Source organism: Flavobacterium sediminis (genome assembly GCF_003148385.1).
In the GTDB taxonomy this organism is placed as follows: domain Bacteria; phylum Bacteroidota; class Bacteroidia; order Flavobacteriales; family Flavobacteriaceae; genus Flavobacterium; species Flavobacterium sediminis.
On record NZ_CP029463.1, the window covers coordinates 1,343,786 to 1,364,123 of the forward strand.

Sequence of the window (20,338 nt, forward strand, 5' to 3'; positions counted from 1 at the left end):
TAAAAAAATGAATCAAGACTCTCTTTCCAGAAGACGCTTTTTAATCAATTCTGTTCTTACAACAGGTGGTTTATTATTAGCTCCTAATTTTATCAGTTGTAGTGACGACGACACTGTCTATGCTATTCCCAGAGATTATACCTCAGATAAATTTCCTCATGGCGTAGCTAGTTTTGATCCCACTCATGACCAAGTCATTATATGGACCCGCTACAATACAACAGAGTCTTCTGTTTCCATCATTTGGCAAGTAGCTTATGATCCTGATTTTGAAACAGTTTTCAGATCCGGTGAAGTTACAACTGATGCTTCAAGAGACTATACTGTTGCTATTGAGTTGCAAAATCTGGAGTCAAATAAAAAATTATACTACCGCTTTTTTAATATGACAGAAAGAAATGCCTCTGTTGTAGGAGAAACAATCACTTTACCTTTAGATGTTAATGAAATAAAACTGGCTGTTTGCTCCTGTTCTAATTATCCGGCCGGTTTATTTAATGTCTACAATGCTATGGCTAACTCAGATGCAGATATTATTGTTCATTTAGGTGATTACATCTACGAATACGGTCAAGATCAATATGGAACAAACGATTACACCAATACACTAGGAAGAACGCACCACCCGGCTAATGAAATTATAACTTTAAACGACTATAGAACACGCTATAAACAATACCGATCTGATAAGAACTTACAACTGGCTCATCAGAAAAAACCATTTATTTGTGTATGGGACGATCATGAAATAGCGAATGATGCTTATAAAGACGGAGCTGAAAACCATCAGGCAAGCGAAGGTAGTTTTGAAGCCCGAAAAGAGGCTGCTATCAAAGCTTACAGCGAATTTTTACCGATGAAAACCAACGATATCAATTTAATATACAGAAGTTTTAAAATCGGAAATCTTGTTAACTTAATCATGTTAGACACCCGTATCATAGGACGAGATCAACAATTGGATTATGCAAATTATTACGACACATCCGGAAACTTTGATGCGGTTTCATTCCAGACAGATTGGCTGAACCCTAACCGCTCTATTTTAGGTTCCACACAAAGAAACTGGTTGATCTCCGAAGTAACCGGAAGCCCTGCACATTGGCAGGTTCTGGGACAACAAGTTTTAATGGGTAAAATGATGATTCCGGCTGAATTATTAGGAACTTTAGCCGCCATTCAGTCTGAAGGATCTGCTTCGCCAGCCACATTACAATATTTTCAACAGCAAATCACGGAATTAGTTACAATCAAATTGCGTTTTGCAAATGGAGATCCTACACTTACTCCGGCAGAACTAACCAGAATAAACACTGTTCTACCTTATAATTTAGATGCATGGGATGGCTATCCAATGGAACGGGAAATGTTATATGCCGGTTTTGCCGGAAAAAAAGTTATCTCCCTTGCCGGAGACACACACAATGCCTGGTACAATAAATTGACTGATAATTCCAATAATGAGAAAGGTAAAGAGTTTGCCACCTCGTCTGTGAGTTCTCCCGGACTGGAAGTTTATCTGGGAATAGATCCTACCGGTATTTCCGGTTTTGAAGATGCCCTACAACTCTTAATTGATGATATGGATTATCTGAATGCTTCTGACAGGGGTTATGTAACTGTAAAATTTACACCAAGTACTGTTAATGCTGAATGGAACTTCGTTTCTTCTGTATTCACTGAAAATTATACCGAAACTACTGAAAGAACAGAATCTTATTCTTTGTAGGAACCAAATAAAAACAAACAGAGGCGGTTAATTAAAATAACTGCCTCTGTTTTACTGTATCTTATCAATCAACTATGCTGAGTTTCTACTCGCATTGATATTTCCGAAGAGTGACCGTGTTACAATTTTTTCATATATCGCTATCTTATCAGCATTTTCTTCCGGAGACTCTTTTAATTCCTTGATTTTTAATAAGGCAAACTGTTGGATCGTTAGTAATGGCAATACAATTTTTTCCCGCATAGCAACAGAAGCTTTACTGTCCGGATAATTCTCCATTAATTCCTTAAAGCCTGACAATTTTAACAATAAGCGCTGCGTTTCTAAGAACTCATCATATATCAATTGCCAAAATGCTCCAAACTCAGGATCTTTTTTCATATAAGCCGTTAGTGGAAAGAAAGATTTACTTAAAGCCATCATACTATTCTCGATCAAAGTTCTGAAAAACAAGGAAGAATGATACAACTGCTGTACTTCTTCCCATCGATTGCTATTCTCAAAATGAGCTAAAGCAGTTCCCACTCCGAAGAAACCGGGAACATTTTGTTTCAATTGGCTCCAGGAACCTACAAAAGGAATTGCTCTCAGATCATCTAAATTCAACTGAGCAGATTGTTTCCTTTTTGACGGACGGCTTCCGATATTAGTTTTAGCATAATAATTCAATGTACTCATTTGCTCCAGATAAGGAACAAATTTAGGGTGCTTTTTAAAATCAATATATTTTTGATAGCTCACTTCAGAAAGTTCCTGAAGTACATTTTCTTCCTTGGCTGTCAATTCATTTTCATCACTATGGAATACTTGATTATTGGCTCCGGCACTCAAAAGATTTTCCATGTTATAACGACTGGAATCCAGAGTCCCGAAATTAGCGCTTATGGTTTGCCCCTGAACTGTAAGCTGGATTTGCTTGTTCTCAATTTTCGGACCTAAAGAAGCATAGAATTGATGTGTTTTTCCTCCTCCGCGTGCAGGTGGTCCTCCTCGCCCGTCAAAGAAAACGACTTTTATATTATATTTTCTGGAAATAGCCGTCAATGCCATTTTAGCTTTATAGATACTCCAGTTAGCCATTAAATACCCGCCATCTTTTGTACCGTCAGAAAAGCCAAGCATAATACTCTGTTGGCCTCCTCTTTTTGCTAAATGTTTCGAATACACAGAATTCGTATACAAACGTTCCATTACTTTATCTGCATTCATCAGATCTTCTACCGATTCAAATAAAGGCACTATATCAACTGTAGGATTTTCCCACCCTGTCAAATGAAACATCGCCAGAGTTTCCATTACATTCAAAGCGCTTTCATTATTACTGATAATGTAACGATTACATCCTAATTCTCCGTTTTTGTCCTGAATAACTTTAACAGCTTTTATCGAGCTGATTGTTGCTTTGGTCATTTCATTATCAAAATCATATTCCTGAAGGTTTGCTTTTACATTGGACAGAATTTCAATTTTTTCAACTTCATCCAGTTCGTCATAATCTTCAGGAAAGATTGCAGGAACATGGGAAATAATATCCTGAAAAACCTGCTTATGAATTTTACTGTTCTGACGAATATCTAAGGTTGCGAAGTGGAATCCGAATACATTATACCTATTGATTAACAAATCGATTTCATCCACATAAAGCGATTGATGTTTTTCTACCACCAATTTTCTGATTTGCTGTAATGACTCTAAAAATTCATCTTTTGTAATATAAATGTTTCCACTCGAGTAGAATACCGAACGGTATAATTTATTTTCCAGTTCAGCTACTAAAACATCAACACCGGAAAAAGTTAATTTTCTTTTCAGTTTTCTAACATCTAAATAATAGCACTTCAAAATAGAGGTTCGCAATCGGTCTGCTACTTTTAATGTGATCTCAGTAGTAACAAACGGATTCCCGTCCCGATCTCCTCCGGGCCAAAACCCTAAGTTTAAGAGGTCATTGGACAGACCTTTCCCTTTTGTAATATTCTTTTGAATATATTGCATCATTTCACCGATTGTATGGTAAAATACATTTTCTAAATACCAGATCAAACTTACCGCTTCATCAAAAGGTGTCGGTTTTTCTTTTTTGATAAAAGGAGTTTTACCTAACTGAGCCAACAATTCTTTTATTTTATTGAGGTCATTGACTTTAACAGCTTCTGTCAAATCTGTTATGATACCCAAAACCGAACCCGGATAAAACTGTGTAGGGTGGGCTGTCAGTACAACTCTCACTTTGAAATCTTCCAGAAAATCATTTAGCTCCTGAAGTTTAGAACGCTGGTCAGCATTCTCTTTCATATCACGAAGTGATCCTCTTCCTTCAAGGTTGTTCACTACTGAAAAAGCAGCATCTTCAATTGCATCAAACAACACTACCTGTCGTTCAACATATTGAATAAATCGCAACATCAGGCTTATTTTTTGGCCCTCAGTAGGGTTATCCAAATACTTGCTTACAAACGCATTAAAAATTTCATCAGGGCTCATATTGCTTTTAAACCCCTGCTCGCAGACTTCAGAAAATAGCGGCAATAAAACTCCGGTATTATTGATCTCATCGAATGGGAGTGTAATGAATATGCTGTTGTAAATATTGTATTTTGAGGCGACGTTTTGATTAAAACGTTCTAATTTAGGTAAAGAATACATAGCTTTCTTTTTGAAAAAACATTTAAAGGTAACGATTTTTTAAATGGCTTCAAAAGATTTTCCGGGCAAAGGCTTTACGACTCCTTTCAATTCCATATTCAATAAGATTCCTGACAATTTAAAAACAGGTATGCCACATATTTGAGAAAGACTATCCAAGTGCTCCCTCCCGTTACGAAACAAGAAATCATATACTTTTTGTTCCTCAGGCGTCAGAGAAACAAATAATTGTTTTTGAACAGGTTTAGGTTCTTTCTTTTTAACTTCCCAATTAAGCATGTAGACCAAATCTGCTGCCGATGTTAACAATTGTGCTCTTTGTGTTTTAATAAGATGATTACACCCTTGACTATACTTATCTCCCGCTCTTCCCGGAACAGCAAATACTTCTCTGTTATAATCATTGGCTATCTGAGCCGTAATGAGTGAACCTCCTTTTTCTGCGCTTTCAATTACAATAATGGCCTCGCTTATTCCGGCTACAATACGATTTCTTTTAACAAAATTCTCTCTGTCCGGTTTTGTATGTGTCCAAAACTCCGTTAGAAAACCTCCTTTCTGTTCCATTTTTACCATATATCTTTTGTGATTTTTAGGATATATCTGATTTAAACCGTGTGCCAGAACACCTATAGTTTGTAAACCATGATCCATCGCCATCTGATGTGAAAGGATGTCTACTCCATAGGCAAATCCACTAATGATTGTGGGATTTAACGGTGCTAAATCTTCAATAAATCTTCTGGTAAAATCAGAACCATAAGTTGTCATTTTTCGCGTACCGACAATACTTATCAGTTTTTGCTGTTTCATTTCTACATTTCCGGATTGGAACAAGATAACCGGAGCATCAAAGCAATGTTTCAATCGTTCCGGATAGATATCATCTTTGTAAAACAGAACTTTTATTTTTTCCTGCTCCAGAAAAAATAATTCCTTTTCTGCTTTTTGAAAAACTGAGGGGTTCTTTAAATTTTCGATAAGTAGTTTCCCTACCCCGTCTATTTTTGCCAATGTTGTCTTTTTGGCTTTAAAAACTTCTTCAGCAGTATCGAAGTTTTGTAATAATCTTTTTGAGATCACATCTCCTATTCCTTCCACTTGCAATAAAGCAAGTGTAAAGAACAAATCGTTCTGTTGCATGGCGTATATGAATTAATTGGCTTATAATGATACAAATATAGAATTAAAATTCTATAAAAAAACAAAAAGTCCCGAAAGGATTTCGGGACTAGATGTTCTTGATAAGAAATAAAATTACTGCTATTAACCATCACAAATATACGACAGCCTGAACCTAACTCGGATACAGAAAAAATGTATATTTTGTTAAAGTTTTAATCCTTAAAATTAAACTGCAACTGAATAGAGATACTTTTTTGTTTAGGTTCAGTGTCTTTTGAAAACTGATTATTCAGATTGTGAAGAGAGATTCCCAGAAGCCGTACAGAATTTTTCAGTCGCTCCTGATACAATAGCTCTTTTGCCACATCAATGATTAAATTTTTATCAGATATAAAATAAGGTAATGTCTTACTTCTTGTTTGTAGTGAAAAATCAGAGTATTTCAATTTTAGCGTGATCGTTTTACCGGCTATTTTACTGCGTTGCAAACGTTTTTCCAATTCATCGGCGATGTTTATAATCTTATCTTCCAGGAAAATTTCAGATGAGAGATTCTCAAAGAATGTGCGCTCGGCTCCTACCGATTTAATCGTGCGATTCGGTTTTACGGCACTGTGGTGTATCCCTCTTGAGATCTGATAATAATAAGTTCCGCTGTTACTAAAGTGTTTTTCTAGAAACTCCCGGCTTTTTTGTTTTAGATCCAGTCCCGTAAATATTCCTAACTGATACATTTTTTCTGCTGTAACTTTACCGATCCCATAGAACTTTTTAATATCTAATTGTTCCAGAAAGGCTTCTACTTCTTCAGGATTAACTGTTTTTTGTCCGTCTGGTTTATTGTAGTCGGAAGCCACTTTTGCGACAAATTTATTAATTGAAATCCCTGCCGAAGCGGTCAAACCTGTTTCTGTAAGGATTCTTTTTCTTATCTCCTGAGCAATTAATGTGGCACTGGGCATCCCTTTTTTATTAACTGTAACATCTAAATAAGCTTCATCTAGTGATAAGGGTTCTACCAGATCAGTATACTCCAGGAATATCTTCCGGATTTTTTTAGATATTTCTTTATAGCGGTCAAATCTGGGTCTTACAAAAATAAGTTCCGGACATAATCTTTTGGCATGAATACTGCTCATTGCACTGCGCACACCGAATTTTCTTGCCTCATAACTAGCTGCACTTACTACTCCTCGCTGTTCGCTTCCTCCGACAGCGATCGGTAAGCCTTTTAATTCAGGATTATCCATTTGTTCTACAGAGGCATAAAAGGCATCCATATCAATGTGGATTATTTTTCGATTGGCAAACAAATTGGAATCCATAACAAAAATGATTTCTATTTAGCTTCGGCATCATTTATCTTTGCCGGAAAGAAAAAACGCAATGGTTTTTTTCTGAAATATCTCCAAACTGCTCTGCTGATCGATCTCAATTCCTGAAACGGTATGTTTCTGGATTTAAAGGCCAATGCTAATGACAAACCGAAGCTCACTATAAAGTTAATAAATCCGATCAGAACCAATCCTACGGATCCCATGCGATCTGTGAAATGGTCAATTGATACTGCGAACCATACATCGCTAATGCAAAATTCCCCGCGGAAAATGTAACGTGACGGATATCCAGATTAAGCCCTATAAAAGCACCTATAGAGGCTGTTGTTCCCATGAATACTCCAAACCAGAAATTAGATATTATTCCGGCCCATTTCCTTTCATACCATTCTGAAATTCTTTTCGCCATACCCTTTCCAAAGTTCCGTTTCAACCAAGGATGTTCCTGGATACGGTAATATACCTGAAAATGCTTATCTCTGTTTGATACACTTCCGGATATGATCCCGGAAAGAAAAAGAAATATCCCGGCAATAGCGGCATGTAAAACAGCTGGAGATTTCACCGGGCTTAAATGATTTATGAGTCTTAGCCATTTTTGCTCTGCGATATTATAACTAAAAGCGGTATCTATCAGCCAAATCCCTAACCATGCAATTGGGAAGGCCATGATAATATTGCCTAAAAAGGCAATAAATTGTGAGCGAAAGATATGCGAAAATAAAACTGCAAATTCATGATGTTTTTCTTCCGGAAGGGCTTTCTTTTTTTTCATGCCCTCCTGAATGGCTCTGACAAGTGCCGAAGCGGTCATTGCGGGTTGTTTTGTAGCCAATGTAAATCCCATTAAATAAATCGCTATAAATCCGAAAGCATAATTCATACTATAGAGTACTGCATGACCGAAATCGCTCACCGGAAGTTTAGAGAACAATACTTTAATAATACAAAGTATTCCCACGATAAAACCTCCTCCTAAAGCCGCTTTAAACATTTTAAAATATTCTTTGCGGGTTTCTGTAATATATTTTTCTCCGGTTTTGGCCGTATGCTGTGTAATTTCATAGGAAAGCACCTGAACGCTATCGCTTACTAAAGTTTCAATATTATTTTTCTGGGAATTGTGTCTGATAAGCAGCAGAACTAATTGAATGGTCTTAGGTGTCTTGTCTTCTTCGTTATCAATGACCAGAAAAGGCATTAGCTCTCCCAAGCGTTTTAATTGCTGACGAATGCGCAGCAGGTTTTGGTTTACCCGTAAAGATATCCCGTATTTTGAGGCATTATGAAATGCTTTGTCTACAAAATCATTACACTGCCGGAACATAATGTTCAACTGCTTGTAAATAATATCTTCTGAGCTAACATAACAGGGTGTATTCTCTTCTTTCAGAATATCTTCTAAAAGATATAGTTCTTTTTCAAAACCGGAAAAAGGACTTCTGTGTTCATGATATTCCGGAACCATTTGTACCACATCTGTTTCTAGTGCTTTACCGCTGGAACGTTGCAATAACAGATTCATCGATTGTATTACTTCAGCCAAAAACAAATCCGGTTGATTCTCTTCGTAAATATTGGTGAATTCTAACAGATAAAAAAGTTCCGTTAGCTGGATCATTGGAATTTTTTCCAGCCATTCCGGATCTGAAGCGTCATAAAATACCTGATTCAGAACAAATTCTAAAGTATTCTTAGGAGCCTGATAAGGTATTATCTTAGCGAAAATGCGTTTTCTTACCTCATAGAAAAAATCGGTTTCCTGTAAAATTCCGGCATCTGAAAAAATGGTATTAATTCGTTTATAAACTAATATTTCTTTTAAAAAAGCTATAAAATTTTGGCGTTCTACCTCATTCTCCTTAAAAAAATCAATTATAGGATCGATATTGAAGAACTTCAGGTTTGTTGTTTTCTTAGGGCGAATGGTATCTATCAGGCCTGCTAAAATCTCTACTTTGTTCTCTGTATCTTTCCAGACGTGTAATTCATTAAAATAAGATTTCGTTAGGATTTCAAAGGTGTCGTTGGTATTTCTTCTAAAAATTTTCATAGGTAAAAATCTCCCGTAAATATAGCAAATACTGGTATTTTTTAATACTTTCGTGACATAAAAAAGAAGAAACTTTGAAAGAGATTGAACGTAAATTTTTGGTCAAATCAGACGATTTCGTCAAAGAAAGTACTTGTATAAACCGAATTGTTCAAGGGTACTTAAACTCAGCTCCCGAACGTACGGTTAGGGTTCGCATCAAATCGAACAAAGGGTACATTACGGTTAAGGGAAAAAGTAGTGCAAACGGAATCAGCCGGTTTGAATGGGAAAAGGAAATCGATGTTCATGAGGCTGACGCTTTATTAGTACTTTGTGAAGAAGGAATGATCGATAAAACCCGTTATGAGGTAATGGTCGGGATTCATGTTTTTGAAGTAGATGTTTTTGAAGGAGAAAACAAAGGCTTGGTTTTAGCTGAATTGGAATTAAAATCAGAAGACGAGGAGTTTGAAAAACCGGAATGGTTAGGTGAAGAAGTCACACAGGATCCTCGCTATTACAACTCTTATTTAAGCCAACATCCTTACGCCACTTGGTAAAAAATAAAAATTAAGAGAATAAAAACAAATCCAGATAGTCTACTTTCACAATGCCTTTAAGTTTCTGGATCACAAAATATTCCAGTGCCATTTTATTGGAATATTCTTCAAAGAATTTTAATTGCCACAATCGCTCTCCGATATCATCAAAGTTTACTTGGTAAAACAGCTCCAGTAATACCTCAGTATCGATCTTACCTTCCTCCTGAGCTTGTTTAAGCAATGGTAATACAATGTGATCTCTGAAATATACTTTATAGAGATCGTAATCCTCAAATGACTCTTTGTGATACTTTTTTAAAGAGAAAACAAACACAGGTCTTATTGAACTAATATGCTCTATTACTTTTTGATAGATCAGAATAATTTTTCTGATCGGATCTTTCACTTCAATTTTATCTAACTCTTCAAGAAATCTTTCCCACAAAAATTGGGTACAGTCACGAACGAGTTCTTCCTTATTTTTAAAGCAGGAATAGATCGTCTTTTTGGAAACACCAAACTCAGAAGCGATATCATCCATAGTAACATTTTTACTTCCGTATTTCAGGAAATAATCCAATGTTCGCTGAATCAACTCGTGTTTCTTTGTTTCCATATCTAATAAAAAAGCTGTCTGAAATCATTTTACCTCCTAAGAAATAATCAACCCTTTCTCTCAGAAAACCAAATATTCAGTAAAATGGATTTTCAGACAGCATTATTTTTTAATTTGCTCCGCCACCCAGTGCTTTGTATAAGCTGATCACAGCATTCAACTGTTGGTATTTATTATCAATATAATTTATCTCAGTACTTAACGCATTATCTTTAGCCGTTAATACTTCTAAATAGTTTACCATACCATATTGAAGCAATTCATCTGAATAATTTGCTGCTGCTTTTAATGCATCTAATTGCTTTTTTCGAGACACCAGCTTATCTGTTTCATTTGTATAGCTTGCTAAAGCATCTGACACTTCTTTTCCGGCGGTTAAAAGCGATTTTTCGAACTGTAAATAAGCTACTTGTTGATTTGCTTTAGCAACTTCATATTGTGTTCTTATTTTTCTTTGGTTGAAGATCGGTTGTGTTAAACCTGTTACAATATTTGCAAATAATGATTTCGCACTAAACCATTCTTTCAACTCTAGACTTTGAAAACCTCCCGTAGCTGTTACTGTTAATGAAGGATAGAAATTACTACGAGCCACATTGGTTTGTTCAAAAGTATTTCTGAAATTTAATTCGGCTGAAACCACATCAGGACGATTGCTCAACAACATTGCCGGCACTCCTGTTTTGATATCAACCGTTATATTCTGTTCATTAAAATTACCCTTTTCAACAGAACCCGGTTTTTTGTTTAACAACACATTAAATGAGTTTTCCAGTACTCTCAGATTGTACTTTAAATCACTAAGCGTTACTTCGGTAGCATATTGTTGCGCTTCCGTTTGCTTAACTCCTACTTCATTAACATTTCCGGCATCTTTCAGAGCATGGATGACTTCAACACTTTTTTTACGATTCTCTAACGTTTGTGTTACCACTTTGATTTGCTCTTCTGTTGCCAACATCTGGTAATATAAAGAGGCTATTTGGGCAACTAGTTCTGACTGAACTGTTCTTTTAGCAGCTTCTGTTTGAAGATAAGCCGCTAAAGCACCTCTCTTTGTACTTCTGATTTTACCCCAAATATCTGCTTCCCAACTTAACACGCCCGATAGTTCATACTGATCGATACTACTGAAAAGTCGCCCAAACTGACTATTTGAGGATGTTTCCTGATGTGTCCAAGTTGCATTACCAGTCAAAGAAGGTATGTAGCCTGCTTTTCCCTGCTTTAACACTGCTTCCGCTGAAGCCATGTTTTGCAAAGCAATCTGAAGATCTAAATTATTTTGGATCCCTTCGTTAATGTACTCTTGCAATTTAACATCCGTAAAAAGCTCTTTCCAAGATAAGGTTCCTATGGAAGTGCTGTCTAAGACTTCTTCTGTTCTATATAAATTAGTTGTATCTACTTCGGGTTTTTTATAATTTTTGGCAACAAAACACGATTGCATTGTCAACCCTACAACTATTAAAAGAATGATTTTTTTCATTTTATGACTATTTTACCCGTTATGTGGTATCTTTTTCTCTTTACGGCTAATTTTTTCCTTTCAGTTTTCCCATAAATGCTCTGAAAGTCGGTGCAAATTCTTCAAACCTGTCTGATTCTTTAGTTTGCTCTGTCAGGTTGAAAATATCATCGTGATTATCAAATTTCAATGACTTTCCCCGTCTTTCAATTCTATTTCATATCACTGAATTTTATATTTATTACTCTTTTTGGCCGCCCTTATTTATGCATTTTTTGAACTTACTTTTTCCTGTAAACTTTGGAATACAACAAACAGCACCGGAATAATCAAAACACCAAAAATAGTTCCTATCAACATCCCTCCGATTGCTCCTGTACCGATCGACTGGTTTCCGACGGCTCCGGCTCCTTGTGCCAACATCAACGGAACTAACCCCAGAATAAAAGCAAATGAGGTCATCAAAATCGGACGAAGACGAGCTACAGCACCCTGAACGGCTGCTTGGGAAATACTCATTCCCTTTCTTCTCGCATCAGCAGCAAATTCTACAATCAAAATGGCGTTTTTCGCTAACAGACCGATCAGCATGATCAATGTAATTTGCAGGTAAATATTATTGCTCACATTAAACAAATAAGCAAAGATAAAGGCTCCTGCCAAACCAACCGGCAAGGATAGCAATACTGCAAACGGCAACATATAACTTTCATACTGTGCAGATAACAAGAAATAAACAAAGATCAAACACAACAAGAAAATAAAGACTGTTTGACCACCGGCATTGATCTCTTCACGAGTCATCCCAGAATATTCATAACCATATCCGATCGGTAAAGTTTGCTGAGCTACTTCTTCAATAGCGTTAATAGCATCTCCTGAACTGAATCCGTCAGCAGGCGCTCCATTAATATTTACGGAAGTAAACAAGTTAAAACGATTGATTACCTGTGGTCCGAATACTTTTTTCAGATCTATAAACTGTGATATCGGTGCCATAACGCCACTAGCCGTACGAACCATTACTTTGTTCAACGATTCCGGATCACTTCTGTATTCCGGTTCAGCCTGATACATTACACGGTATTGTTTTCCAAACTTATTAAAATTAGAGGCATAAACCCCACCGTAATATCCTTGCATAGTACCCAACACATCCGATACTGTTAAACCTGATTTCTTAATTGCCGGAACATTCAAATCAATTTGATATTGCGGATAGTTAGGTGAGAATGAAGTCGTTGCATACTTAATCTCAGGACGACTGTTCAATGCTCCCAAAAACTTATCTTTAATGGTATTCAGTTCCTGAATAGTTCCTCCTTTTTGATCCTGTAACTGAAATTCAAATCCACTACTGAAACCGAAACCGGTTAAAGTAGGGCGGGCAAAGAAAATTACTCTAGCATCTTTAATCGTAGCTGTTCTTTTAAACAATTCGCCCACAACTGCATTAATTTCCTGATTCACTTCTTTACGTTCAGCCCATGGCTTTAAGTTTACGATGATCATTCCGTAATTACTTCCTGTACCACTGATCAAACTTCGCCCTGAAATACGCAAAACTCTTTCAATTTCAGGGATGTCTTTTACGGCATTTTCAATTTGTAACAGTACAGCTTCCGTACGCTCTAAAGAAGTACTCGGCGGCAATGACACGTCAGACATAATTGTTCCGGTATCTTCATTCGGCACGAAAGACTTTGGTGTAATATTCATTAAGAAAACGAAGATTCCTGCAAAAACAATGATGCCGAAGAATGCTAACCATTTACGATTCAAGAAAAACTCAACTGATCTTTTGTATTTACTGGTTGTAGAATCAAAAGCAACATTAAATGCTGTGTAAAAACGTTTTAAAAGTCCTTTCTTACTGTTTTCATGTTCATCATGCGGTTTTAAGAAAATAGCACACAATGCAGGTGATAAAGTAAGTGCATTAATCGCTGATAAAACAATCGAAACGGCTAATGTTAAACCAAACTGCTTATAAAATACTCCGGCTGATCCACTAATAAACGAAACAGGGATAAATACGGCCGACATTACTAAGGTAATGGAAATAATAGCCCCACTGATCTCATCCATTGCACTGTGAGCTGCCTTTTTAGGATTGTGCTCGCCGGCTTCCATTTTAGCATGGACCGCTTCTACTACCACAATAGCATCATCCACAACAATACCTACTGCCAACACTAACGCAAACAAGGTTAACATGTTTATCGTAAATCCGAATAAGTTCAGGAAAAAAAATGTACCTACAATAGCTACCGGTACTGAAATTGCCGGAATCAATGTAGATCTCCAGTCCTGTAAGAATACAAATACCACGATAAACACTAATATAAAGGCTTCAATTAAGGTATGAAGTACTTTTGAAATGGATTCTTCCAGGAAATCATTTGCGTTAACCAAAGATGCGTATTCAACTCCTTTAGGGAAACTTACTTCTGATTGTTCTAAAACTTTCAAACAACCTTCAATAACTTCCTGTGCATTTGAACCGGCAGTCTGTGCAATGGCTACTGCCACTGCCTGATGTCCGTTGATCAAAGTATTACTTGCATAATTTTGAGCCCCTAGTTCCACACGGGCAATATCTCCTAAACGTAAAACTTCTCCATTCTCTGTTGACTTCACTACTATTTGCTCAAACTCTTTGATACTTTGTAAACGTCCTTTATATTTTAGAGTATATTGAAAAGATTGGTCACTATCCTCACCGAATTGTCCTGGAGCCGCTTCAATATTCTGTTCCGACAATAAATTCATTACATCAGCCGGAACCAAACTATGTGAAGCCATTACATCCGGTTTTAACCAAATACGCATCGAATAATCTTTCTGTCCGAAAACCATAGCCTCACCAACACCTGTTACCCTTTTTAATTTAGGGATAATATTGATATTAGCATAGTTTTGGAGAAATGTCATATCATAGGTTTCATTGGCACTATACAAACCAAAGATCAAAATGTTATCACTTTGACGCTTAGCTGTTGTAACACCTGCCCGGGTAACTTCCTGTGGTAATAACGGAGTGGCTCTTGACACTCGATTCTGAACGTTTACCGCAGCCATATCCGGATTTGTACCCAGCTTAAAATAAATATTAATCGTTGCCGAACCGTCATTACTTGAAGTAGAAGTCATATAGGTCATATCTTCTACCCCGTTGATTTGCTCTTCTAACGGAATAACTACCGAGTTCATCACTACTTCGGCACTGGCTCCCTGATAACTAGCCGATACCGTAACTGTTGGCGGTGCAATTTCCGGATATTGAGATACCGGAAGAGTGATAAGCCCCAGGATTCCCAAAATCACGATGATAATAGAAATCACCGTTGACAACACGGGTCTGTCAATAAATTTTCTTAACATAAAATAATATTTTCAAATATTGATTAGTCGATTATTTTTCAGTCGGATTTAATATGTCGTTCAATGGAACTACTTCCGGTTTAATAGGTGTCCCTTCTGTAATTAGTCCTACTCCTTCGATAAGAACTTTATCGTTTACATTTAAGCCTTTGTCTACTACAAAGAATTTTCCTCCGGGAACCGGACGCACTTCAACCGGTACCATTTTCACTTTGTTTTCCTTATCAACTACTAAAGCAATTGTTTTATCTTGCATTTCCATAGTAGCGCTTTGAGGAATAAGAATTACATCTTTTAAATCTGTCGGAATTGTTACAGTTCCTGTTCCTCCTGAACGTAATATCTTTTCCGGATTAGGAAAACCGGCTCTCACATTAAACGAACCTGTTTCCGGGTTAGCTAAACCACTAAAAGTTTCTACTTTTCCTTTTTGACTGTATTCTATCCCATTACTTAAGATCAGGCTTACAGCCGGCATTTTAGCAATTTTATCCTGAAATGTTTTTCCTTCGGAATTCATTACCATATCCAATTGCTGCTTTTCACTTACTGAGAAATAAGCATATACTTTAGTGATATCAGAAACACGGGTTAGCGGTTGATCTGTCTGACTGTTTACATACGTTCCTAATCGATACGGGATTGTACCTACAACTCCGTTAACCGGACTTGTTATAGTAGCATATCCGATATTTGCAATTACACTTTGATAAGTGCTTTTTGCGCTTGCAAGATTTGCTTTAGCTGTTTCTAATTGTACTTTACTAATGATGTTTCTTTCCACTAACGGAACTAAACGATCCACTTCAACCTGAGCAGCATCTACTTTTGCTTTTGCTGCTGCTGCGTCTTGGGATACAGATTGGGTTTCTAATTTAAAAAGAACTTGTCCTTTTTTTACTTCCTGTCCTTCATCAACAAAGATTTTTTGAATATAACCGTCAACCTTAGGACGGATGTCAATATCCATGACCCCTTCAAGGGTAGCCGGATATTCTGCCTGCAATGTTGTATTGGTTTTAGCAATTTGCACAACTTTATAAGGCATTACTGGTTTCGCTTGTTGCTGTTGTTCTTTTTTACACGAAACAAAAAGAACACTAACAAACACTACGGCTGAAACAAACTTCTTTTTCATAAAATTCAACTATAAAATAAATGGGTTATTTGGTTTCTAATTCTTCTATTTTCTTGATGGAATCCTGAAGCAGCACTTCAAAATTATTGACGTATTCACGATAGATCTCCAGACTTTTCTCTTCCATAACCGTCAAAGGTTTTCTTTTGTACTTTTCTTCGTAACTACTGATTCTTTTTATTATATTTTGTTCTGACTTTATAAAAACCAGATGGTTTTTAATTCTATCGGCTAGGCTGGCAGGTTTAAAAAACTTTTTACGATCTCCGCAAATTGTATAATAGATGATTTTTTCTAGTTTAAGTAACAGATTAATGTTTGTTGAGACCGAACTTTTACTTGCCCCTGTAATACACACCAAATCTTCAAAACTCAGGTCTTTTTCTCTGGAGTTCAGAATTAAAGTAGCCAAGATTCTGGCTGCTAAAGGTGGCAACATGTGAAATTTTTCAAAATGTACCCCAAACATTTCTATTAATTCTTCTTTTTCCTTTTCTGCATTATTATCCATAATTACAATTTTGACGCAAAAATAATTAATAGTTCGGTTAGTTCGGTTGCAACCGAACTTAAAGTTTTGTTAAATTTACTTAAAGAAAAAAGTCAGGCAAAATACCTGACTTACTCTATGATCTCTAGGTTTACAATTAAGAAACCTGCTCTTTTACTATCTGCTATTACACTAAAGGCTTTTTTGGTGAGGTCTATTTCCCTACCCGAAACAAACGGCCCTCTGTCATTAATTACCACGATCACTGATTTATCGGTATCGGGATTAATCACTTTAACTTTTGTCCCGAATTTCAGTGTTCTATGTGCTGCAGTATATAATTTATTATCAAATAGTTGTCCGCTTGCTGTCTTTCTGCCATTGAATTTATCATGATAATAAGACGCATGGACATTTGTTTTGTAGAATTTATTTCTTTTTAGTGAATCCTGTTGTACTGAATCACGCTTTATTTTATTAGAATCATCTGTTTCAGACGCTTTGAATCCCAAACTCAATAAGCCCCTACTAACAGGAGAGCTATCAGGGAAAACCTAAAAAATCTATTATTCCATGAAAACAGATGCATACTATTTTAGCCTAACCAGTTTGACCAAGGAATTCTTGATAGAATCAACAAGAACCCAATAGAATAAAACAGGGCTATTTTTTTAAACTTCCCGTTGTTGCTTTCTTCTCTTTTGTGCTTAGACCAACCGATTGTAACGAATGCTATAGCAATAACATTAATTAGCGGATGTTCTAAAGATGTAAGTCGCAAAGCAGAGTTTGACATTTGTCCGAATGCGGATAATCCTAACGGAGAGATAAAATAAACAACAATTCCCAATACTAATTGTAAATGGGTAACAATAAGTGCAAATAAGGACAAACGCAGATCCTTATCTTTAAAAAGTCTCTTACTTGCCAAACCTGCAATGGCGTTTATACTAGCTAAAAACAATAGTGCTAATACTACATAAGCAAAAATAGAATGGGCAGTTTGAACGGCTGTATACATACTGATTAGTTTTATTTGTGTTTTTACAAAGATATAAAATTTAAAAAGCCCTTTAACAAAATTGCTAAAGGGCTTTTTTATAATTAAAACTAAACAGTCATTAGAAATTGTAACGGATTGAGAAATTCCATGTTCTTCCTAAACCGAAATATCCTGCATTTGAAACATTAATTCCATTCCAAGTTTCATCTCCGGCTTGAACTTTGTTTGCTGTAGTTAATTCAGATAAATAAACTTCATTGAAAACGTTATTCATATTGAATCTGAAACCAACAGAGTTCTTTTTATCTTTCCCTACTAACATTTTATATGAAATACCTGCATCTACTAAATCATAAGACGGTAACTCTATATTTTCTTTTCTTGCAGAAACATTTGCATACAATTTATCGTAATTTCTCCAATCAGCGTCAATTGAGAAACGTTCAAAGATTTCATATTTAGCACCTAACCCCAAGTTGTTTGAGCAGCATCACCTACTTTACCTCCTTCAATATCAACTTTTGATTCATCTAATACATCTAAGCCTTCATTATATTTTCTTTGAACAGCATTTCCCCTGTACTCCCAGTTTCCAACTGATGCAAAACCTTTAACACTTAATGTTTTTATTGGTTTTAATGTGAAATCTACCTCAGCCCCTGTATGTAACTGCTCATCGTTTTGACTGGTTGTATAGATCAAATCGCCTGTTGATACCGGTGTGGTTCCAATTGTTCCATCTGCCGTTAATACAGTAGAAGTTGTAGTTACACGATCTTTCCAAGATGTTCTGTAAACATTTAAATTAGCCGTAAAAATTGATGAAGTAAATGTATATCCTGCTTCTAACCCTAATATTTTTTCGTTTTCTGTTAAAGGATTAACTGCATTTGTATAGTTCAAATAGATATTATCATGATACGGTTGACGAGAATAATATCCTGCATTAACAAAAACTGTGTGTTGCCCTGTAATATTATAAGCTACACCACCTTTAGTATTGAAACCAAAGTTGTCTACTTTCTTAGCATCTTTATATTCCGGCAAATAATCATAACGGTCAAATCTTTGGTGCATTTGTTCAGATACTGATCCTTGGAAAAAGGCTGATACCTTTTCTGTAGCATACTCTACTTGTCCGAACACTCCTCCGTAAGAAATTCTCTCACTATAATCGTAATCAATTCTTTGGCTTTCCCTACAGTATTAAACATTGCTTCCCATGGTCTTGCGATACCGTAATCTGTAACTGTATTTGAAACAATAGTACCGGTAGGTAAATCATTCTGTCCTTTTAAGTTTCTACTTTCGGTCCATGAATTTAAGCCTAAGAAATTTGCAACTTGTCTATAGTGTGTACCATAATAGGTTCTTAAGTCCATCCCTGCATTAAAAGAAAGGTTTTCATTAATTTTCTTTTTCAAATTAGTAACCATTCCGTACCACGCATGGTTGTTCATTGAAGCTCTGATAAGATAGTTTCCGTTTGAATACGATCCTTCTCCGTTTGCTGTAGCTAGGTTATTAGCATACATTGTGTCAAAATCAACTAAACCATCAGCTGTTCTTAATCTGGTTCCGTAATTACCGGTTCCACCACCTCTACCCCAAGAAGCATATAATACAGTTGATAACTGTGTTGTTTCATTAATATTGAAATCCCAGTTTAAATTAGCTACCGGTTTGTGGTAAAAGTTTGTTCTTTCAGATAAATACTGACCATTTAGGTATCCGTAGTTATTATTGTATTTTCTACCGTATTGTAAATATGTACTAATTGATTTAGTAAAATTCTGATCGTGGTATTGTGGTGCACCTGTCAATAAGAAGTTGAAATTGTGTTTATCACTTGGCTTATATCCTAAAGAGATAAAATAATTTTGTCCTTCCCCTCTGGTTCCCATATTGTAACCGTCACCTTGCCAGTGAGACATCATTACACTGAATCCCCAACCTTTTTTAGACATTCCTGTGTTGTACCCTACAGTTGATTTGAAATAATCACTATTTGCTACACCCATTGAAGCAAAACCACCTTGTTTCTTTTCGGTTGCTTTAGTAACAAAGTTTACTGTACCCCAACAGATGAAATAGCTAATTTTGAAGATCCTAAACCTCTTTGAATCTGGATTACATTAGCAATATCAGACATACCTGACCAGTTAGACCAGTACATTTTACCGTCTTCCATACCATTGATCGGTTGACCATTCAATAAGAAAGCTGTATTGTCTTGTTGAAATCCACGAACAGTCATTCTTGAATCACCATAACCACCTGATTGTCCTGCTACATATACCGAAGGTGTATTCACTAATGCCTGCGTTACGTCTGCAGTACCGATCTTAGCTTGAATTTCAGCTGCTTTAATTGTTGAAACGGCAATAGGTGTCTTTCTATCTTTAGCTAAGTCAATTACTCCGCTACCTACTACTACAACTCCTTCTAGTTGATTTTCATCAGGAGTTAAAGTAACGTTTCCTAAGTTAACTGTGTTTCCTGAAACTGTAAAAGAAATAACTTTAGACTCAAAACCTAAATAAGACACTACAATCTGTCCTGATTTTTCTGAAGTTGTAAATTCAAACTTACCATCAAAATCGGTAGTTGCACCATCTGTAGTTCCTTTAACTACAACATTAGCTCCTGCTAAAGGCTCGTTCAAATCGGCATCAACAATTACTCCGGTAACTGTTGCCTGAGAAAAAACCGTTAAGGAAGTCAAAAAGACAAATCCAAAAAGTAATTTTTTTGCAAAATCTCTCATTTCTTGTGTTTTATGTTTTTTTTTGCAAATTTCAAACAACAGATTTTAACTAAGGTTA

Annotated in this window: 17 protein-coding genes and 1 pseudogene; 2 read left to right on the plus strand and 16 right to left on the minus strand. The window is 36.1% G+C overall.

Features of this window, described 5'->3' with window-relative positions; genetic code table 11:
* Positions 1–7: 7 nt before the first annotated feature.
* A complete protein-coding gene (locus DI487_RS06215) occupies positions 8–1,729 on the plus strand; it encodes an alkaline phosphatase D family protein (RefSeq protein WP_109568861.1) in 1,722 nt (573 codons plus the stop codon).
* Between the two features lie 72 nt (positions 1,730–1,801).
* On the opposite strand, the gene DI487_RS06220 is transcribed toward DI487_RS06215, so the two are convergent.
* The 4 genes and pseudogenes from DI487_RS06220 to DI487_RS06240 form a co-directional block, all read right to left on the minus strand.
* Positions 1,802–4,375: a phosphoenolpyruvate carboxylase gene (locus tag DI487_RS06220; RefSeq protein WP_109568862.1), complete on the minus strand. Its 2,574-nt coding sequence runs from the start codon at positions 4,373–4,375 to the stop codon at positions 1,802–1,804.
* 39 nt (positions 4,376–4,414) lie between these two features.
* On the minus strand, positions 4,415–5,518 hold the full coding sequence (dprA, locus tag DI487_RS06225) for a DNA-processing protein DprA (RefSeq protein ID WP_109568863.1): 1,104 nt from the start codon (positions 5,516–5,518) through the stop codon (positions 4,415–4,417).
* A 194-nt stretch (positions 5,519–5,712) separates the two neighbouring features.
* On the minus strand, positions 5,713–6,825 hold the full coding sequence (gene dinB / locus DI487_RS06230; RefSeq protein WP_109568864.1) for a DNA polymerase IV: 1,113 nt from the start codon (positions 6,823–6,825) through the stop codon (positions 5,713–5,715).
* 14 nt (positions 6,826–6,839) lie between these two features.
* A pseudogene (locus DI487_RS06240) lies at positions 6,840–8,890 on the minus strand (recombinase).
* A gap of 74 nt (positions 8,891–8,964) precedes the next feature.
* Between DI487_RS06240 and DI487_RS06245 the strand changes: the two are divergent.
* Positions 8,965–9,432: a CYTH domain-containing protein gene (locus DI487_RS06245; RefSeq protein ID WP_109568867.1), complete on the plus strand. Its 468-nt coding sequence runs from the start codon at positions 8,965–8,967 to the stop codon at positions 9,430–9,432.
* Between the two features lie 10 nt (positions 9,433–9,442).
* Here DI487_RS06245 and DI487_RS06250 read toward each other — a convergent pair whose 3' ends face one another.
* The 12 genes from DI487_RS06250 to DI487_RS16570 all read right to left on the minus strand — a co-directional run bounded on the left by DI487_RS06250 (position 9,443) and on the right by DI487_RS16570 (position 20,280).
* Positions 9,443–10,030: a TetR/AcrR family transcriptional regulator gene (locus tag DI487_RS06250; RefSeq protein WP_109568868.1), complete on the minus strand. Its 588-nt coding sequence runs from the start codon at positions 10,028–10,030 to the stop codon at positions 9,443–9,445.
* A gap of 109 nt (positions 10,031–10,139) precedes the next feature.
* A complete protein-coding gene (locus DI487_RS06255) occupies positions 10,140–11,519 on the minus strand; it encodes a TolC family protein (RefSeq protein ID WP_109568869.1) in 1,380 nt (459 codons plus the stop codon).
* Positions 11,520–11,565: 46 nt separating this feature from the next.
* Entirely contained in the window at positions 11,566–11,688 is a 123-nt protein-coding gene (locus tag DI487_RS16160; RefSeq protein WP_218925787.1) for a DUF3861 domain-containing protein, read from the minus strand.
* 74 nt (positions 11,689–11,762) lie between these two features.
* On the minus strand, positions 11,763–14,882 hold the full coding sequence (locus tag DI487_RS06260; RefSeq protein WP_109568870.1) for an efflux RND transporter permease subunit: 3,120 nt from the start codon (positions 14,880–14,882) through the stop codon (positions 11,763–11,765).
* Between the two features lie 31 nt (positions 14,883–14,913).
* Entirely contained in the window at positions 14,914–16,020 is a 1,107-nt protein-coding gene (locus DI487_RS06265) for an efflux RND transporter periplasmic adaptor subunit (protein WP_109568871.1), read from the minus strand.
* 25 nt (positions 16,021–16,045) lie between these two features.
* Positions 16,046–16,531, minus strand: coding sequence for a GbsR/MarR family transcriptional regulator (locus DI487_RS06270; RefSeq protein WP_109568872.1), 486 nt, complete (start codon positions 16,529–16,531; stop codon positions 16,046–16,048).
* A gap of 110 nt (positions 16,532–16,641) precedes the next feature.
* Complete coding sequence (locus DI487_RS06275; RefSeq protein ID WP_245896543.1) at positions 16,642–17,022, minus strand: septal ring lytic transglycosylase RlpA family protein; 381 nt, start codon at positions 17,020–17,022, stop codon at positions 16,642–16,644.
* A gap of 83 nt (positions 17,023–17,105) precedes the next feature.
* Positions 17,106–17,531 (minus strand): hypothetical protein, encoded by a 426-nt coding sequence (locus DI487_RS06280; protein ID WP_109568874.1) that lies wholly within the window; start codon positions 17,529–17,531, stop codon positions 17,106–17,108.
* A 100-nt stretch (positions 17,532–17,631) separates the two neighbouring features.
* Positions 17,632–17,988, minus strand: coding sequence for a TonB-dependent receptor (locus tag DI487_RS16555; protein ID WP_317046272.1), 357 nt, complete (start codon positions 17,986–17,988; stop codon positions 17,632–17,634).
* Positions 17,979–18,659 carry a TonB-dependent receptor gene (locus DI487_RS16560; protein ID WP_317046273.1) on the minus strand — a complete coding sequence of 227 codons (681 nt, stop codon included), beginning with the start codon at positions 18,657–18,659 and terminating at the stop codon, positions 17,979–17,981. The genes DI487_RS16555 and DI487_RS16560 overlap by 10 nt, the downstream gene beginning before the upstream one ends.
* A complete protein-coding gene (locus DI487_RS16565) occupies positions 18,644–19,534 on the minus strand; it encodes a TonB-dependent receptor (RefSeq protein WP_245896544.1) in 891 nt (296 codons plus the stop codon). Before DI487_RS16565 ends, DI487_RS16560 begins: the two co-directional genes overlap by 16 nt.
* Before the next feature lie 47 nt (positions 19,535–19,581).
* Positions 19,582–20,280, minus strand: coding sequence for a carboxypeptidase-like regulatory domain-containing protein (locus DI487_RS16570; protein ID WP_245896545.1), 699 nt, complete (start codon positions 20,278–20,280; stop codon positions 19,582–19,584).
* Positions 20,281–20,338: the final 58 nt, after the last annotated feature.

Bases quoted from the DNA above. Each gene is read 5' to 3' on its own strand.
- DI487_RS06220 (WP_109568862.1), bottom strand. From the start codon at position 4,375: ATGTATTCTTTACCTAAATTAGAACGTTTTAATCAAAACGTCGCCTCA.
- DI487_RS06250 (WP_109568868.1), bottom strand. From the start codon at position 10,030: ATGGAAACAAAGAAACACGAGTTGATTCAGCGAACATTGGATTATTTC.
- dprA (WP_109568863.1), bottom strand. From the start codon at position 5,518: ATGCAACAGAACGATTTGTTCTTTACACTTGCTTTATTGCAAGTGGAA.
- DI487_RS16570 (WP_245896545.1), bottom strand. From the start codon at position 20,280: ATGAGAGATTTTGCAAAAAAATTACTTTTTGGATTTGTCTTTTTGACT.
- DI487_RS06265 (WP_109568871.1), bottom strand. From the start codon at position 16,020: ATGAAAAAGAAGTTTGTTTCAGCCGTAGTGTTTGTTAGTGTTCTTTTT.
- DI487_RS06215 (WP_109568861.1), top strand. From the start codon at position 8: ATGAATCAAGACTCTCTTTCCAGAAGACGCTTTTTAATCAATTCTGTT.
- DI487_RS06255 (WP_109568869.1), bottom strand. From the start codon at position 11,519: ATGAAAAAAATCATTCTTTTAATAGTTGTAGGGTTGACAATGCAATCG.
- DI487_RS16565 (WP_245896544.1), bottom strand. From the start codon at position 19,534: ATGGGTGTAGCAAATAGTGATTATTTCAAATCAACTGTAGGGTACAAC.
- DI487_RS06280 (WP_109568874.1), bottom strand. From the start codon at position 17,531: ATGTATACAGCCGTTCAAACTGCCCATTCTATTTTTGCTTATGTAGTA.
- DI487_RS06260 (WP_109568870.1), bottom strand. From the start codon at position 14,882: ATGTTAAGAAAATTTATTGACAGACCCGTGTTGTCAACGGTGATTTCT.
- DI487_RS06270 (WP_109568872.1), bottom strand. From the start codon at position 16,531: ATGGATAATAATGCAGAAAAGGAAAAAGAAGAATTAATAGAAATGTTT.
- dinB (WP_109568864.1), bottom strand. From the start codon at position 6,825: ATGGATTCCAATTTGTTTGCCAATCGAAAAATAATCCACATTGATATG.